Origin of the sequence: Rossellomorea sp. FM04394, from assembly GCF_041889765.1 — a bacterium.
Lineage (GTDB): Bacteria > Bacillota > Bacilli > Bacillales > Bacillaceae_B > Rossellomorea > Rossellomorea aquimaris_B.
Genome location: NZ_CP168654.1, coordinates 3,659,086 through 3,676,072, shown reverse-complemented (window position 1 = coordinate 3,676,072; position 16,987 = coordinate 3,659,086). Strand labels below are relative to the sequence as shown.

General features: G+C 42.0%; 17 protein-coding genes. 10 read left to right on the top strand and 7 right to left on the bottom strand.

Features of this window, described 5'->3' with window-relative positions:
* The first annotated feature begins 12 nt into the window (after positions 1-12).
* The 4 genes from ACCB35_RS18585 (at position 13) to ACCB35_RS18570 (ending at position 5,115) form a co-directional block, all read left to right on the top strand.
* Entirely contained in the window at positions 13-915 is a 903-nt protein-coding gene (locus tag ACCB35_RS18585; protein ID WP_374054801.1) for a TIGR03943 family protein, read from the top strand.
* 96 nt (positions 916-1,011) lie between these two features.
* Positions 1,012-2,169 carry a hypothetical protein gene (locus tag ACCB35_RS18580; RefSeq protein WP_374054800.1) on the top strand — a complete coding sequence of 386 codons (1,158 nt, stop codon included), beginning with the start codon at positions 1,012-1,014 and terminating at the stop codon, positions 2,167-2,169.
* A gap of 41 nt (positions 2,170-2,210) precedes the next feature.
* Entirely contained in the window at positions 2,211-3,392 is a 1,182-nt protein-coding gene (locus tag ACCB35_RS18575) for a GTP-binding protein (RefSeq protein ID WP_374054799.1), read from the top strand.
* A 298-nt stretch (positions 3,393-3,690) separates the two neighbouring features.
* The gene (locus ACCB35_RS18570; protein WP_374054798.1) at positions 3,691-5,115 is read left to right on the top strand and encodes an esterase/lipase family protein; all 1,425 of its coding nucleotides are present in this window, start codon (positions 3,691-3,693) and stop codon (positions 5,113-5,115) included.
* Between the two features lie 65 nt (positions 5,116-5,180).
* Here ACCB35_RS18570 and ACCB35_RS18565 read toward each other — a convergent pair whose 3' ends face one another.
* Positions 5,181-5,495 (bottom strand): thioredoxin family protein, encoded by a 315-nt coding sequence (locus tag ACCB35_RS18565; RefSeq protein ID WP_374054797.1) that lies wholly within the window; start codon positions 5,493-5,495, stop codon positions 5,181-5,183.
* Between the two features lie 124 nt (positions 5,496-5,619).
* On the opposite strand from ACCB35_RS18565, the gene ACCB35_RS18560 reads away from it, so the two are divergent.
* Positions 5,620-6,660 (top strand): oxidoreductase, encoded by a 1,041-nt coding sequence (locus ACCB35_RS18560; RefSeq protein ID WP_374057074.1) that lies wholly within the window; start codon positions 5,620-5,622, stop codon positions 6,658-6,660.
* 41 nt (positions 6,661-6,701) lie between these two features.
* On the opposite strand, the gene ACCB35_RS18555 is transcribed toward ACCB35_RS18560, so the two are convergent.
* The 4 genes from ACCB35_RS18555 to ACCB35_RS18540 form a co-directional block, all read right to left on the bottom strand.
* A complete protein-coding gene (locus ACCB35_RS18555) occupies positions 6,702-7,799 on the bottom strand; it encodes a Ger(x)C family spore germination protein (protein WP_374054796.1) in 1,098 nt (365 codons plus the stop codon).
* Complete coding sequence (locus ACCB35_RS18550) at positions 7,796-8,884, bottom strand: GerAB/ArcD/ProY family transporter (RefSeq protein WP_374054795.1); 1,089 nt, start codon at positions 8,882-8,884, stop codon at positions 7,796-7,798. Before ACCB35_RS18550 ends, ACCB35_RS18555 begins: the two co-directional genes overlap by 4 nt.
* 17 nt (positions 8,885-8,901) lie before the next feature.
* Positions 8,902-10,407, bottom strand: coding sequence for a spore germination protein (locus ACCB35_RS18545; protein WP_374054794.1), 1,506 nt, complete (start codon positions 10,405-10,407; stop codon positions 8,902-8,904).
* Between the two features lie 199 nt (positions 10,408-10,606).
* Positions 10,607-11,569, bottom strand: coding sequence for an ABC transporter substrate-binding protein (locus tag ACCB35_RS18540; RefSeq protein WP_374054793.1), 963 nt, complete (start codon positions 11,567-11,569; stop codon positions 10,607-10,609).
* A gap of 225 nt (positions 11,570-11,794) precedes the next feature.
* Here ACCB35_RS18540 and ACCB35_RS18535 point away from each other — a divergent pair, with 225 nt between their 5' ends.
* Genes ACCB35_RS18535 through ACCB35_RS18515 form a run of 5 tightly spaced genes read left to right on the top strand, consistent with a single transcriptional unit; the run spans position 11,795 to position 15,721 of the window.
* Positions 11,795-12,781, top strand: coding sequence for a FecCD family ABC transporter permease (locus ACCB35_RS18535; protein WP_374054792.1), 987 nt, complete (start codon positions 11,795-11,797; stop codon positions 12,779-12,781).
* A 3-nt stretch (positions 12,782-12,784) separates the two neighbouring features.
* Positions 12,785-13,840, top strand: coding sequence for a FecCD family ABC transporter permease (locus ACCB35_RS18530; RefSeq protein WP_374054791.1), 1,056 nt, complete (start codon positions 12,785-12,787; stop codon positions 13,838-13,840).
* A gap of 15 nt (positions 13,841-13,855) precedes the next feature.
* Positions 13,856-14,674, top strand: coding sequence for an ABC transporter ATP-binding protein (locus tag ACCB35_RS18525; RefSeq protein ID WP_044338193.1), 819 nt, complete (start codon positions 13,856-13,858; stop codon positions 14,672-14,674).
* On the top strand, positions 14,671-15,429 hold the full coding sequence (fhuF, locus tag ACCB35_RS18520; RefSeq protein WP_374054790.1) for a siderophore-iron reductase FhuF: 759 nt from the start codon (positions 14,671-14,673) through the stop codon (positions 15,427-15,429). Before ACCB35_RS18525 ends, fhuF begins: the two co-directional genes overlap by 4 nt.
* Positions 15,430-15,454: 25 nt before the next feature.
* Positions 15,455-15,721 (top strand): DUF2573 family protein, encoded by a 267-nt coding sequence (locus ACCB35_RS18515; protein WP_374057073.1) that lies wholly within the window; start codon positions 15,455-15,457, stop codon positions 15,719-15,721.
* A 400-nt stretch (positions 15,722-16,121) separates the two neighbouring features.
* Here ACCB35_RS18515 and ACCB35_RS18510 read toward each other — a convergent pair whose 3' ends face one another.
* Together ACCB35_RS18510 and ACCB35_RS18505 are read right to left on the bottom strand one after the other, a co-directional pair.
* On the bottom strand, positions 16,122-16,469 hold the full coding sequence (locus ACCB35_RS18510) for a spore coat protein (protein WP_374054789.1): 348 nt from the start codon (positions 16,467-16,469) through the stop codon (positions 16,122-16,124).
* Between the two features lie 16 nt (positions 16,470-16,485).
* Positions 16,486-16,743 (bottom strand): hypothetical protein, encoded by a 258-nt coding sequence (locus tag ACCB35_RS18505; RefSeq protein ID WP_044338188.1) that lies wholly within the window; start codon positions 16,741-16,743, stop codon positions 16,486-16,488.
* Positions 16,744-16,987: the final 244 nt, after the last annotated feature.

Here is a 16,987-nt window from a genome sequence, read left to right as displayed (position 1 = left end):
GGGGCAAGAGGAGTGAAACAATCCATTCAATTCCATACATTCATCAGAGGGATCATCTTAATCGGATATGCTCTCTTGGTATTGAAACTATTTTTAACGTTTAATTTGCAAAACTTTGTCGCACCAAAAATGCATGGATACATGTATTTTGCTCTGGGTGTTTTTATTCTTCTTGGTGCGATTCAAATCATTCGGGGGACATCTTCAGCTTCTGTTAAAGAACATCATTGTGGTTGTGAAGGACATGAACTGCCAAAAGGATTCTTCAAGTCCAGCATGGTATATGCTCTTTTTATATTTCCAATTGTTGTTGGGTTCCTCATGCCGGATAACTTACTAGATAGTTCCGTTGCGGCTAAAAGAGGGGTGAAAGTAGGGAATAGTCTATTTTCAACACCGCCATCCAGTGAACAAAAAGGGGTGAATCAAGATGAGAATGCTGAAAAAAGTTCGGCTGTAACCGATCCCACCCTCGACCCGTATGACGAATTTCCTGTGGAAAAGGATTTCGACAAGTTGAAGGAGATAGTAAATAAAAAAGAAAAAATATTCGTAAGAGATGAACAATATATTCAAACATTAAGTATTGTGGATGAAAATCTTGACAACTTCGTCGGTAAAGAAATTCAGCTTACAGGTTTTGTTTATAAAGATGAAGGATTTGCAGAGGAAGAATTGGTCATTTCCCGTTTCACCGTTACATGCTGTGTAGCCGATGCCTCTGTTTATGGTTTATTGGCACGTGATTCAGAACTGAGTAAACTGGAACCAGATACATGGATTAACGTGAGTGGCGTGATTGATAAGGTGGATTTCAATGGTCAGGAAATGCCTGTAATAAAGAATCCTGTGTTTGAAATAATCGACCCGCCTGCTAATCCTTATGTAGAAGAATTTTTTATTAAAATTGAATAAACGAAAGAATCCTTACTTATATGTAAGTAAGGATTCTCTCATTATGAATAAATCGTAATTATTTCGTTTTATTAAACATAATCAGGTGGTGAGAATATGTATGAATGGATCATAATCGGTGGAGGTATCCATGGATGCACAGTGGCTACGTATCTTGTGAAAAAGAAAGAGGTGCCAATTCATAAGATATGTGTAATCGATCCTTACCCAGAGCCAATATTCAAATGGAAAAGGCTGACCGGTTTAATTGACATGCCGTATTTGCGTTCACCTTTTGTCCACCATTTGGATACACATCCCTTTAGCCTGCTATCCTTTAAGAAGGATGAAGGAGAAGATTTCTACGGACCATATAAGAGGCCGGCTCTTTCTCTATTTAATCAACACAGTTCCACAGTATTAGATGAAATTGAAATCTCTAAAGCATGGTTTCAGGGAAAGGTGGAACACGTTGAGAAAGGAGATAACGGTTGGATAGTGAGAACAAGTAGTTTGGACCATTTTTATGGGAATAACATTGTGATTGCAACGGGAATGAATAATAAATTGACTTATCCCTCTTGGGGAAGTGATCTTGTTGCGGCACGCCCACAACAAGTTGGACATTTATTTGCTGACTCCCTTCCGAGAGTAGAACCTCCAATCGCCGTGATAGGAGGAGGGATCTCCGCTGCCCACCTGGTGGTTAAGCTAAGCAGGCAATTCACCGGACAGGTATATCAAATTGCCAGGCACCCTTATAGGGTTCACGACTTTGATAGTGATCCCGGCTGGCTTGGTCCTAAGTATATGAGGGGCTTTGAAAAGATTTCACGGTATGAAGACAGAAGAGCGGTCATTGATCATGCCCGTCATAAAGGGTCTATGCCAAGTGAATTAGCTAATAAGTTGAGACATTTGAAACGAAGCAACACGTTCACCTTTATCCAAGATGAAATCCAATCATGGGATGTATCAGATGATGAGATTATACTGCATTTAACGAAGGCAAAGTCGAATGTAAAAGCAAAGACGATACTATTTGCCACTGGATTTTCAAGAGAGGTCATGAAAGTGGACTGGCTGCAAAAACTCATTCAAGAAGAAAAGTTAGCGTGTGCGAAATGTGGTTTTCCGGTAGTGAAAGAGGACTTGTCATGGTGTAATCATTTATTTGTTACAGGACCACTGGCTGAGTTAGAAATCGGGCCGTCCTCGCGTAATATTTCAGGTGCAAGGAAAGCAGCAGAAAGAATAGTGAAACATACAGTTTAAATCGTAATGATTTCGAATTTAAAAGGAGATGAATGTTTATCATGAAAGTACCAGTAACAGTATTAAGCGGTTATTTAGGATCAGGCAAGACGACATTATTAAATCATATCTTACATAATCGGGAAGATAAGCGAATAGCGGTTATTGTGAATGATATGAGTGAAGTGAATATCGACGCGTCCCTCGTTAAGAGTGGGGGATTCGCCAGAACAGAAGAAAAATTGGTGGAGCTTCAAAATGGTTGTATTTGCTGCACCTTGAGGGAAGATTTAATGATTGAAGTCCAGCGATTGGTCGATCAGGGGAATATTGATTATATTGTGATCGAGTCTACCGGGATCTCGGAACCTATTCCTGTAGCTCAAACATTCACTTATCTGGATGAAGAGATGGACATTGATCTGACGAGTAAAACGAGACTGGATACGATGGTGACGGTTGTAGACGCCAACCGATTCTGGCACGATTTTGCAAGTGGTGAAACTCTGCTGGACCGCGCTGAGGCAACAGGCGAAGAAGATACAAGGGAAGTAGTGGATTTGCTGATTGATCAAATCGAGTTTGCGAATGTGATTGTGTTAAATAAAATAGACTTAGTGGAGAAAGTGGACGTGGTTGAATTAAAAGCGGTTCTTCATAAGTTGAACCCGGAAGCGAGAATCATCGTAACTTCACATTCTAACATTTCTTTAGATCAAGTCCTGAACACCCGACTATTCGATTTTGAAAAAGCTAGCCAGGCAGCCGGGTGGATTAAAGAGCTACAAGAAGAACACACACCAGAAACTGAGGAATATGGAATTTCTTCTTTTGTCTACCGTCGTAACAAGCCATTTCACCCAGAACGTTTCATGGCTTGGATGGAGGAATGGCCGGTTGATATCGTTAGGGCAAAGGGCTTCTTTTGGCTGCCGACCCGTAACGACATGACGGGCTTATTATCCCAGGCAGGTCCATCGATCATCATCCAGGGAGCAGGGGAATGGGTAGCTTCTTATCCTGAGAATGAAAGAATGGAAATCCTTGCTGAAGAAGTGGAATTAGCAGAGAAATGGGATCCTGTTCATGGGGATCGAATGAACGAAATTGTATTTATCGGCCTTGGGATGAACAGGGAAGAAATCGAGCAGTCATTGGATAGCTGCTTGTTAACAGAAAAAGAAATGACAGAGGATTGGACTGAATTTAAAGACCCGATTCCTGCTTTTACGGTGGAAGTTTGATAGATGGAAAAAGCCAGGCGCTTAAATGCGCCTGGCTTTTATCATTTGTGTTCTAGTGCTTCCCTGATTGTTTGAATGTTTTCTTTCATCAAAGATACATATTCTTTTTTGGGGGTTGATGTCCTCACCGGTTTATACAGAAAGGTTATGAACCTTAAGAGGTTCTGCCTTGATTTCGTTCTGAACGACCTTTGCGATGATGTGTAACTTTATTCCTATATTTAACATTACTACTGATATTTTGATTCTTCTAAACGATAATGAAGATAGATAGGATAACAAAAGGGAGGTAAAGACATTGCATGAGAAAATGGATGGGATGAAGAATTCGTCGGGAATACCGGGCAGGTGGTTTGTGGATGAAATGGCAGAAGGGTCGGAGGGCTATCCGATTTTATTTATTCATGGAATTCATGCCTCATCAGACACGTGGATACGAGAAAATGATCTACAGGAATTCACACGGAAATATGGGCATCAAGCAGCTTTCATTGATTTGTATCCAGACGAAGACATGTGGAAGAATGGGCAGCTTTTAGGAGAAAAGCTTCGTGAGATTTACGGCTATTTTAAGAGGAAGGTAGTGGTTGTAGGGCATAGTAAAGGAGGGATCGATGTTCAAACCGCATTGGTTCATTATGGTGCAGGACCATATGTGGAGAGGGTCATCACTCTTTCATCCCCTCATCATGGATCAGAACTTGCAGACCTTGCCTACAGTAAATGGGCCGGCTGGTTGACCGATGCTTTAAAAAGTAAAAATAATGCCGTGTTTTCCTTGCAAACGGGATATATGAAATCTTTCCGTTCAGAGACGGATGAACTTGAACTTGCAAAAGCCATCCCATTCTATACGTTCGGTGGTACAGGATGGGGAGGGGTGAATTCTGAACTGTTTTGGGGCGGGTTATACTTAAGCCGATATGGGCAAAGTGATGGAGCGGTGCTTGTAACAAGTTCACGCCTTCCTTATGGGAAAGAGGTGCGGGTCCAAGACTGGTCCCATACAACAATAAAAGAAGGCGGGGAGATTTTCCCTTATTTGAAGGATCTGTTGACTGAAAATCTGCAAGAGATATCCTATGCTGCTGTGAGCGAGCTTGCAAAGGATGAAGAAACATCGGTCCTCCATAGAGGCGGGGTGTTTATGGGTGTTGGAGTGGAGAAGTTTTCAGTGGAGGAAGAGGTAGAGAAAATCTCTGTGGACTGGATCAGCGATCAACAGGGTTCGAGCTATGAGCTCATTAGTCCAAACGGGCAAGTGTATAAACAGTTCATGATTACTGAAGATGCGACTGGTTTTTTCCCTGGCGCTTATCATCATTCCATCATCATTTCAAAGCCGCTTTTGGGACGGTGGGAAATGAGGGCGCATAATAGTCATAGCGAAAAATACATGCTGACCATTCTGTTTCAGAAAGGAGTTAGTAAGAAAGGGGATCAGTTCGCGAGTGATGGAGAACCTTTAATGGGTTCATGGATTATACACGACAAACCTGTGAAGAAAACCTATACCATTCAACATATTCCAACGAAGAGCGGAAACAAAAAAACAACCACCCTCATTACAACGGAAAATCTATCTTCTCTGCCCCTTGCTGAATTTGAAGAAGGAGTCCATAACATCACCATCGATATAGAAGGGGAAACCCAGGTGGGGAACCAATTTCAGAGAACGATCATTCAAACGGTTTATGTAGATGGAAACGGGAACATCTATTAATTATTTGAGGGGATATTCATCTGAAGGGGTTAAAAACAAGGTCCGTCCCTCGACGGACCTCTAGGTTATAGTGCACTCAGGAATTCTGTTACCTGTTCTGGTGTTTTGGCGTTGGCGCTGTGCAGGTGAGCGATTTTTTCGCCGTTTTTGTAGACAAGCAGGCTCGGGATGCCCATGACGTCATATTTTTCGGCGATTTCAGGAAATTCGTCTTTATTGATGTCGTACCATTTATATTGACCGAACTCTTCCATGATCTCATCTATGAACATATCCATACGACGGCAGTCAGGACACCAGTCTGCATGGAATTTAACGATCACCGGCTCTGCCGAAGTGATTAAATCTTCAAAGGTTTCTTTGTTTTTAATTGATTGCATGTTGTTAACCTCCCTTTCTACATTATTTTATACAAACAAACAATCAATTGTAAAACGAATCATTTTTCGTCTGAACTTGTACATGATAATATGGGAATACATTTTGAAAGAAAAAGGTGACATTATGCAACCGATCAAAGTTGGATTAGTAGGATACGGTTTTTCAGGACAAAGTTTTCATCGCCCGTTCCTCTCACATTTGGAGGAATTTCATATTGAAGCGGTGCTTTCATCGGATGAGGAGAAAGTGGTGAAGGATATTCAGGGTGCGACTGTGGTTTCATCCCTTGACGATTTACTTCGACAAGACATTGAATTAGTCGTGATTACAACCCCAAATCATCTTCACTATTCCATGATTAAGCAGGCTTTACTTGCGGATAAACATGTAGTGGTAGAGAAGCCATTTGTGACGAATAGTGAAGAAGGGGAAGAGCTGCTCGCTTTAGCGAAAGAGAGAGATTTGCATCTTTCTGTCTTCCATAACCGCCGTTGGGATGCCGACTTTTTAACCATTCAAAAATTACTTGAAGAAAAAGCTTTAGGACAAGTATATACATATGAAGCCCACTTCGACCGTTTCCGCCCGACCATTAAAGACCGTTGGAAAGAAAATAAAATCGAGGGAGCCGGTGTGTTATATGATTTGGGATCACACCTCCTTGATCAAGCACTTACTCTATTTGGAGCACCACAATGGGTGCAGGCAGATGTGTTCCCGCAAAGGAACCCGGAGAAAGCTGAAGACTACTTCCATATTACGCTCGGATATGACGTATTGAGAGTGCAATTGTATTCACGTTCGATCGTCCTGGATCCAGGACCTCGTTATCAGATTCATGGATTACAGGGCAGCTATGTGAAGCACGGCATGGATCGTCAGGAGGATGACTTAAAAGCAGGCGGAAATCCACTTGATGAAGAGTGGGGAATGGAAGATGAAGAAAACTGGGGGACTCTGACAACCCTATCCGGGGAGGAAGTGACCTCGGAAGTGATTCCTTCTGAAAAAGGAGATTACACACAATACTATAAAGGGATTTATTTGGCATTAAGAGAAAACGAACCTCTTCCAGTAAAACCTGAAGATGCTCTTCACGTGATCAAATTGATTGAAGCATGTAAAGAGAGCGCGGAAAGTAAACGTGTTATCCGTTTGAATTAAAGGGGGAAAGGCTCCCGACCTCGGGAGCCTTTCTTTTACTATTATTCCACAGTACCGGCCTCTAATATCATTACATTTGCGTCCACATTGAATTTCACACGGGGATAGATACTTTCTTTCCATTCCTTAATATCAAATCCACGTATCCCGTGCTTCTGGTTTTGACCGATACCGACAGGATCGATGCCTAATTCCTGAAATTCCTTCAGCATGGTCAAGCATTTATCTTCAATATCCTTTTCCATTTTTTTCTCGACTTCTCCGACTTTATCAGGTGTCAATTTCTTTCCGGTATACTCTCTGACAATCCCCCTAACCTTAATTCTCATTGTCACTTCAACAGGGTCAGCTTTATGTTTGATGATAATTTTGTGCTTTGAAATCAGACTCGTTACAGAAGCCTCAACGATTTTTTCTGCAGCACCGGGCTTTTTACCCATTTTGATGACATGGCTTCCTTCAGCAAGCTTATCCACTAATAATTTAAAGAAGAACATATCATCAGCAGGAATCTTTTTGATCATTTTATCTTTATCGAAGAGGGCAACACCTGTAATCGCTACACTTTCATTCGTAAGCTTCTTTAATATGGGGAGATATGCTGACTGTCCTTCCTGAAAATAGTCGAATAGAAATAAATGTAGATTCGTTTCTGGCAATTCTCTTCGGGTGATGTTGTGAGTGATTAAGTTAGAAAGGTATGTCCCATTTCCTCTTAAACCATAGTTCCCTTTAATGAGTTCACCGGCTTCGCCTTCTGTTATCGTTATATATACCCTTGCACCAACACTGGCGTCTCTTTGCAGGGAGTCTCCAATATCAATGATTCCTTTCTTCGCCAGCTCTTCTCCTATCAACACGACATCCAAGCTTCCTCTTACAAGGGGCTGTTGCGCTCTTCTTTCTAATTTCTCCAACACTTCCCGGGTGGATGATGCTTCTGCGGACAGCGTTCCGTTTTGGATGGATTTATCGGATAAATAAATGGGGAACAGAGCTGTCCCCCTTATTTTATTCTCTCCTACATAATCATAGGCTTTACCGGTTTCAACATATAAATCGTCAAGAATTTCCTTTTCTACACATCCCGATAGGAACTGAGAACAAATGAGTATAATGATCAAGGAAAGTTGTTTCATTGTTTTTGTCTCACCTTCTTCATGATAGTCACGAGTACTAAGAGGGCAGGTATGTAAATAAAGTTAAAATAAAAACCGATTTGGCCAGAAATCGTATTCAGGAAATTCACCTGTTCCCGGTCGGTGATAAAAGTCAAGGTGCATAAACAGAGAATGCATATGATGACCAGCGCATGACGATGTCTTAAAGGAGTCATACGCTTGATCGTCCTGCTGGCACACCATAGAGAGATGCACACGTTGGGGAGGATCACCAGGCACCAATTAGCGATCCCGATATATTCAAAACGTTCAACAAAGGGCATCTCAACGATTTTCCACATGGAAAGGGTGGCCCAAACGGTCTTTTCTAATTGCTTTTGACTGAAAAAGGCAAAAGAGATGATAGCAATCAAGGTGTATATGATGGTTGTAGTAATTAACCCCCAGTGAGCATATTTTTGAGATTTTTTCGCGTCTTTTATATAAGGATAGAGCATCAATATGGCTTCGTATCCCAAATAAGTAAGCGACATATTTTTGGTAGAGATCAAGATATCTTTGATGGTGTGATCAAATACCGGCAATATGTTTCGGAAATCAGCGTATTTAAATGTAAAGGCAAAAGTTAAAATCAGATAACTGGGCAGTACAGTCCCGAAAAAAGCTGTACCTGCAATGGTACGGACTCCTCCATTCACAATATAGTAAACAAGGATCAAGAAGAACAATGCAAACATAAACGTACTTAGGCGGGGATACATCCACACTTGCAATACTTCGATATACGTCCTCATAATCGTGATCACCAGCAGACTAAAATAAAAGGTGAACAACAAATTGAATATATTCCCGATCCATTTTCCGAAAACTAAGGTATGAGCAGATACAAGGTCCCCTCCGGATTTTTCTAAAATAAGGTACATAATGAACATGAGAATGTGAGTGAAAATACCTGCCAGGATGACAGAGATCCACCCATCGTACCCGGCATTCTTTGAAATGACTCGTTGGAACCCAAGAACCCCTGCCCCGACTTGAATGGAATGTATGAGAAAGAAAACAAGGAAAGGGGATATTTTTCTTCTATCTGGAATGGTCTGCATCTGATCACCTCCGGCCTTTATTCGTCGATATCCAGCTTTTTCTTTCCTTCAGATGGGCGGAACCTGAATGGTTTCTTTGTTCTTAAATATTCGGGGCGCCCTGCTTGTTTATTAAAAGGGAACCGGATCAAAGCATCTTTCAGATCCTTCATCCTCGGCGGGAAGAGCGGCTCTAGAAAAGGTCTGCCCAGGGAGGTTAATTGTAAGAGATGTCCCATCAGTAAGCAAAAGCAGAAAACAATTCCCAATAACCCCCAAAGTTGTGCGAACAACAAGAAGGGGAATCGGAGTAAACGAATCGTGTTACCCATGCGGTACACGGGAGTCGTAAAGGAAGCCAGTGCAGCAAGGGCAACTAAAATGAGCAATACATTACTTGTAATACCTGCCTCAACAGATGCCGTCCCGATTACGATCCCCCCAACGATACCGATCGTTTGACCAACCTTGGTCGGCAGGCGTGCTCCCGCCTCACGCAATAATTCAATCGTCAATTCAAGGAATAAAGCCTCTAATATTGGGGGTAAAGGAATTTCTTGCCTGGATGTCACAAGAGTGGCCATAAGATCCTTCGGGATGAGTTCATAATGATACGTCAGGGCAGCGACATAAATCGGTGTAATCAAAATCGAAAACCCTACTGCAAAAACACGCACCAGTCTGAAGAATGATGCAATCGAGTAATTCAAGAAGTAATCTTCATAGGCATTAAAGAACTCAACAAGAGTCGTGGGTCCAATCAATGCGTGGGGCGACCCATCGACCATCACCCCCACCTTTCCTTCTACCAATACAGAAGCGACACGATCAGGGCGTTCTGAATCCAATAGTTGAGGGAAAGGGGAATTGCTATTATCGGCAATGAGCTGTTCAATGAATGAACTATCCATGATTTGATCGAAATCCACAGCCCGTAAACGTTGGCGCATCGTATTCACATTGGCCTCATCTACTAATCCATCAAGATAGACTATAGCGACTCTCGTGTGAGTCAATTTTCCAAGATTGAATTCTTCGACTATCAGCTCTTTAATCGGAAGACGTTTCCGAAGCAGATTAAGATTGTCACTGAGGGATTCCACAAAGGCCTCTTTCGGTCCCACCACACTGAATTCCACTTCTGGTTGGGAAACCTTTCTACCCATTTCATTTTTTGTAGCGATGAAGGCAAATTTCCGGTTGTTGGCATCCATCGTTAACAGGGTATATCCGTTAAAAAGCTTTTGTTCAATATCCGCTTCATCTTTTGAGATTTGAATATCCAATACTGGAACTAGCGTTTTTAGATCATCAAAGGAGTGAAAATCTTTTGAAAGCAAAGAGGGGAGAACGTCCTCCTGCAGAATCTTCCCATCGATGAGTGTAGTGATGAAGTGCAAACTGAATTTGACCCCTGTATGAGGGTTTTGGTAAAAGGCTTGTTTATAGTCAGCCGATTTCTCAGCTTCCTGCTTAAAGTTTTCATAGGTTTGTTTTTTCTTCGTCTTATCGGTGTTTTTCTTGTTCTTAAAGAATGGAAACATACTAATCCCTCATGTTCGATGTATGGTCTATCCGTAGTGTTTCCGAAAATAGGAGAATTATGAAAAAGGATGGGGAATGTGGGAAAAAACGTCAAGATGTGCTGAATGAAAAGGGGGATGAGTTCGTGGTGAATCGATCCAGGCGGGCATGAAATAAAAAAGACTGGAAAAGGAACATTCCTTTTCCAGTCTCATATGGTTATTCCTCTTCCAGGAAAAACTTTTCGATATCATCAAGCATCGCATTTGCTGCCATAACGCCACCTGCAGTGTTCCAAATAGCATCGCTTACTTCATACACTTTATCTTGCTTTGCTACTTCAAGGTTTTGGAATAGGGGATCGTTCAGCCACTCTTCAGCAAGCTTGTTCGCTTCTCCATCACCCGTTTCATATGTGAAGTAGAATAACACATCTCCATCCATCGCCGGGATGCGCTCTTTCGTCACACCTTTTTCAGCAAAGTCGTCTACATCCTGCCCCTCAGGACGGGCAAACCCTAATTGATCGAGGATTACACCTGAGAATGAATCTTTATGGTAGATACGTACGTCACCTGCTAAAAAGCGGACCATAGAAACTTTCTGGTTTAGTTTATCCCCAAGCTTACCTTTAAGATCTTCGATTCGCTGGTCATACTCGGCCAATACTTCTTGACCTTTTTCTTCTTTGTTTACTGCTTTGGAGTATAATTCAAAGTTCTCTTTCCAGTTACCGCGAAGTGTTTCCGCCATTACAGTTGGAGCGATGTCTTTCAGCTGATTGTATTGTTCTTCTTGACGCATTTTGTTCCCGATAATCAGGTCCGGTTGAAGTTTTGCAATAGCCTCCATGTTTAATTCGCTTTCAGTTCCGACTACTTCAACATCTTTCATGTCTTTTGCAATATGATCGTACCAAGGATCACCTGTCCAGGATTGTACGGCACCAACCGGTGTCACGCCTAAAGAAAGAAGAGCCTCTGTTCCTTCATTCGTAAGGATCACAACCTTCTTAGGTGTTCCTTCGATTTCAGTGGTACCCATTGCGTGTTCCACTGTATAGGTTTCTTCTTTTTTATCATCGTTCCCTGTAGAACCTTCTTTTTCTTCTTTATTACCGCAAGCAGCTAAAAATAGAAGAGAAGCGATAAGCAATAAAGATACTAAATTTCTTAACTTCATATGTATAATTCCTCCTGAAAATATTTTGATATTGATAATGATTATCATTTACATCTTTTATATTAGTTGAGAAGGTTTTCATTGTCAACATCTAAATGATAATGATTTTCAAAGTCATTGACGGTTGTTTCATTCTTCTTTAAAATAGTAGTGAAAGAAAAGAACGTGAAATTAGATTTTCCTTTCCTTATTAATTTCAATAAGGGATAGAGAGGTTAGCACATAATGAAAATTCAAAAGCAATTTCTTCTGTTTATAGGAACCATTCTTTTTCTCATAGTGTGTATAGGAATCAGCATTGTTTACGGATACACGGATACGTCGTGGAGAATAGCTCTTGAAGCGTTTACCAACCCTGATGGATCAACTGAACATATCGTGCTTCAGACCATACGCTTACCACGGGCACTTATCGCTGCGACGGTGGGGGCCTCCCTCGCCATTGCAGGAGTTCTTATGCAAACTTTAACAAAAAATCCATTGGCTTCCCCGGGTATCTTTGGGATCAATGCGGGCGGTGCCTTTATGGTGGTAGTGGCGGTTACGTTATTTGGTGTAACCAATCTTCAATCCTTTACGTGGCTGGCGTTTTTAGGAGCTGGTTTAGCCGCTGTCGGTGTGTACGTCATCAGCTCAGTCGGGAATAACGGCTTGACCCCCATGAAGCTGACGTTAGCAGGGGCTGCCATAACGGCAATGTTCTCTTCGTTTACACAGGGTTTGCTTGTATTGAATGAAGCAGCATTGGAGCAGGTTTTGTTCTGGCTTGCAGGATCTGTTCAAGGGAGGAGCCTCGACATTTTATCCGGAGTATTTCCTTATATCGTGGCAGGCTGGGTCCTTGCACTCATGTTGGCAGGTAAAATGAATATACTTGCCATGGGAGAAGATGTTGCCAAAGGGTTGGGGCTTAAAACAACCTTGATTAAATTTATCGCATTACTTATTGTCGTACTGTTAGCTGGAGGCTCCGTAGCCGTTGCCGGTCCGATAGGCTTTATCGGAATTGTCATCCCCCATCTTGCCAGAAAAATCATTGGTGTAGATCATCGCTGGTTGATTCCTTACTCGGGATTACTAGGAGCGATTTTACTATTGGCTGCTGATATTGGAGCCCGTTACATCATCATGCCCCAGGAGGTGCCGGTTGGTGTTATGACAGCCATTATTGGTGCACCGTTCTTCGTGTACGTTGCAAGGAAGGGGTTTTAACCGATGAATAGATTTATAGGAAAACGTTGGCTCGAGGACCGGGTTTCTATGCTTGTTGATTTATCAGCGATGAAAAAAATTATGATATTAGGTGTCATCACTTTACTGGTCCTTATTATGAGTACAGGAATAGGCGACTTGAAAATAGCACCCTGGAAGGTCGTAAGCGTCTTCTTTGGAGGCGGAACAAGTTTAGAACAGCTTGTTGTTACTTCTTTTCGACTTCCAAGAATCATCATTGCCCTGCTGGCCGGGATGGCATTGGCCGTGGCAGGGGGGATTTTACAGGGGATGATCCGAAACCCTTTGGCATCTCCCGACATTATCGGGATAACCGGAGGGGCAGGAGCAGCTGTCGTCGCTTTTCTGACCGTTTTCAGCAACGATGATAATACATTGATGGTCAGCATTAAGTGGCTTCCTGTTGCTGCATTTATAGGGGCAGCAGTCATTGCCTTTTTAGTCTATTTTTTGGCTTGGAGAAAAGGTGTATCCCCTGTCAGGCTCGTATTGATCGGAATCGGGATTTCAGCTCTGACACAAGCATTGACTACATTGCTTATGATCCTTGGCCCTATTTATAGAGCTAGTCAGGCAAACATTTGGATTACAGGTACCGTCAACGGATCTGATTGGCAGGACGTATGGATCCTGCTTCCGTGGAGCTTGGTCTTTATTCTGTTAAGCTTCTTTATTACCCGTCAATTAAATATCCAGGAACTTGGGGAAGAAATCGCTACAAGTGTTGGAGGGAACGTTCAGCGACAACGCTTTTTGCTTCTATTGATGTCTACGGCTTTAGTTGGTGGAGCCGTTGCCTTTGCAGGGGGAATAGGCTTTGTAGGCTTGATGGCTCCCCATATGGCAAGAAGGATGGTTGGATCATCATTCGGTGCGTTACTTCCGACTGCTGCCTTTATCGGTGGTATTCTCGTGATGGTGGCAGATTTGATCGGCCGAACATTATTTCTGCCCTTGGAAGTTCCTGCGGGAGTATTTACAGCAGCGATCGGAGCACCTTATTTTATCTATCTATTATTTAAAACAAGAAATTCTTAAAGGAGTTGGCCATACATGAGTGACATTTTACAAACGAAGGATTTAACTCTATCTTACGGGGAACGAACGATTATTGATGAACTGAATATTGACATTCCAAAAGGAGAGATTTCGGTCTTTATCGGCGGAAATGGCTGCGGTAAATCCACTCTTCTTCGTTCCATTGCCAGATTGCTTAAGCCGAAACAAGGATCGGTTCTGTTAGATGGGGAAGCAATCTCTCGTTTATCAACGAAAGAAGTCGCTCGAAAAATGGCCATTCTTCCTCAATCGCCAACCGCTCCTGAGGGATTGACCGTCCTGCAGCTGGTAAAGCAAGGTCGTTACCCTCACCAAACCTGGCTCAAGCAATGGTCCCATAAGGATGAAGAAATCGTCCAGGATGCATTGAAGGCAACGAAGATGGAAGAGCTTCAGCACCGGAAAGTGGATGAACTTTCAGGGGGACAGAGACAGCGTGCCTGGATTGCGTTGACATTAGCTCAAGACACAGACATCATTCTGTTGGATGAACCGACTACCTATCTCGATATGACCCATCAGATTGAAATCCTTGATTTATTATTCGAACTCAACGAGAAAGAGCAGCGAACCATCGTCATGGTCCTGCACGATCTTAATTTGGCCTGTCGCTATGCCCATAATATTGTCGCCATCCGCGATAAGCAAATTTATGCCCAAGGGAAGCCTGAAGATGTGATTAGCTGTGAGCTTGTGAAGAATGTGTTTGATATGGATTGTCAGGTATCCCGAGATCCTTTGTTCGGAACCCCGCTATGCATCCCATTCGGTAAAGGCCGTTGCATTCTGAATGCCGTGGGTGAGACGGGATGAATGCCCTAACCCAAGAACAGTGGGCGACCCTTGAGAAATACCGTTTTCATAAGGAGTGGTCACCTGCTTTTAAAGGGGAAGAAGCAAGCTCATTTTTAGATGAGCAAGGGATGAAGTCTTACCTTACTGACCGGGTTGCATCAATTGGAACGGATGATCTTAAAGTAGCGGCTTCCCTATTCATGAAACGCTATGCCTTCATAGCGGCTATGGGATTGATGGCGATGACATATTGGAATAAGAAATTAAACCTTAAACCGGAAAACCTTATTCTTTTAGATGGAGACAAGAATGGTTTATGGATGCCCCAGTTTTATATAAAAGACGCATCCGTTACTGAATTTACTTCACATGAGGAAAAAGTGAAGTTTATCCGGTCAATATTTCAGGGGCATCTTGATAAAGTGATTCAGTCATTAAAGAAAACGACGAAGCTATCTAATCTTATATTGTGGGAAAACATCGCTGTATATGTTTTCTGGATATACGAGAATGATGACTTCCTTTTAAGTGAAGGAATGAAAAAGCAGAGGGATGAACAATTCCATCATTTGCTTTTGGACGAAAACAGCCAATGGTTCGGTCGTTATCACAGAAATCCACTGGCCCGTTACTATAGCGGTAAAGTAAATGTAGAAGGTGTAACGGAAAAGGTCCGTGTTCGTAAAACATGCTGCTTTTCCTATAGATTGGAAAACGGGGAGCAGTATCGTTGTAAAACATGTCCGCAAACCTGTCGAGTGAAAAGGACATAGCTCAATATTCACAAGGAGGTTTAAGATAATGAAAGACTTTCCGGAACAATTTGATGCATTGATAGAAAAGTACACTGAGCTATTAGTAGGTGAGACCGATTCGGAAAAAAAAGAAATGGTCAGCCGCTATGCTCTTTATTCATTCATCGCGAAAAACATGCCTGCTCTCGTGAAACATTGGAATTCTTTATATCCTGAGGGAAAAGATGAGATGAAACGGATCGTTGGAGAGATCAAAGAGATGAATGAAGCTCATCGCGCGGAAATGAATGGGAAAAAGAATGAAGAGTAAGCAATTTAATGTAAAAAGTGCCCTTTTTTGATTGAGAGGGTGCTTTTTTTATTGGATTTTATCTGGAGTGGGGAGGCAGAGAGAGATTTTAACCGGGTTTATGGGATATATTATCGACTTCGGCCTATTTATTATCGATTTTAGGATTATATTATCGACTTCGGCCTATTTATTATCGACTTAGCACCATTTATTATCGACTTTCAAATTTTATTTACAAATTAGCACCATTTATTATCGACTTTCAAATTTCCGATTTTATTTTCAAATCCCAACTTTTATTTTCAATTCGGCAAAAATGCCCCATCTTATCCCGAGAGCCACAAACTCGCAGCCATACCAGCGCCTCACCCCTCATGCACTTCCCAATAAAAAGAGGCAGACCCGAGTCTGCCACCAATTATTGAACCTGACCGCCATATCCATAAGGAAATTGAGAAGAATACTGCTGGTGCTGCTGATAGGATTGTTGAATCTTTTGGCTGTCGGCAGCCTCAAGCTTGTACCAGCCTTTACGGAACATTTCATTGTATAGCTCGCGTTGAGCATTTTGTGTTTCATTAAAGATGGTGAGCAGGTCTTGATATAGCGCTTGATGACTCGCTTCGTTCAGTGCTGTACAGTAAGAAGCAGTCATGTATTTCTCCTGAGACAGGACATCAGTGATGAAGTCACGATCATTCATCTGTGGTGTAGCCGGTACTTGAGTCTGTGGATTTTGGATTTTTTGTTGATTTTGTTGATTCATGTAATCGTACTCCTTTCTACATCATGTTTTGGTTAGTCGTATTTAAATGTGCCAATAGTTGTTGATAGTGACGCTGATGCATCTGCCCGCACTTATCCAGCTCAGCTTTAATCTCAGTATCCTGACAGTGAGCTGCTGCAAAATGGCACTTCTTCATGGCATTAAGATTCCATGCAAGCATGTCATTTAAATATAAAGAGTCCTTCGTTGTAAGCATTTGTGGTGGTTCTGTATAGGCTTGTGGCTGACTTCCTTGTTGAGGTTGTTGTTGCATATTCTTTTCCTCCTTTTCATTCCTTTAATTTCCTTTCTTTGTATGGTCGATAGGTAATATTACCCTGTATACGACCCCTTAAGAAAGTTTTATAATCATAGGGCAAAGGTTATTTTTCCTAATGCTCGGCATGATTATTCACGTATTTACAAATTTCGATAATATTCTACTAAGAAAGTATTGAAAGTATATTCAAAACGTTTAAAAGGTGATAAAATATTGCTAAGTATATAATGGTATGAAC